The 268-nt window shown below is 48.9% G+C and carries 1 protein-coding gene; it reads right to left on the bottom strand.

The genetic code is table 11. From position 1 onward, the window contains the following. The coding region (locus Q5762_RS38575) for a hypothetical protein (RefSeq protein WP_315896979.1) at positions 1-268 on the bottom strand (268 nt) is incomplete at both ends.

The following is a 268-nucleotide window of genomic DNA, read 5'->3' as shown; positions in this document are numbered from 1 at the left end:
CCAGTAATACCCGCTTCGTGGCAAATAAGCTGTGCTTCAAAACAGAATGTACCGCCTGCAAAAACACCACGCACATAGCGCTGCTCTTTACCTAGCCTCAAAGCGTGATTAAGCGCCAAGCTTTGAGTCTCTACTGTTACTTCTTGAACTGGGCTAGCTTCTTGGCCGTTCAGCAGTGCTACAGCCACTTCTGCAGAGTGAGCCAGTGTCTGTGCTGGATAAACACCTTCACGTTGAATATGATCGCTTGGTGCGCCTAAGAAATGCA

Source organism: Streptomyces sp. P9(2023) (genome assembly GCF_032436795.1).
Lineage (GTDB): Bacteria > Actinomycetota > Actinomycetes > Streptomycetales > Streptomycetaceae > Streptomyces.
This window is presented reverse-complemented; position numbering and strand designations above follow the sequence as displayed.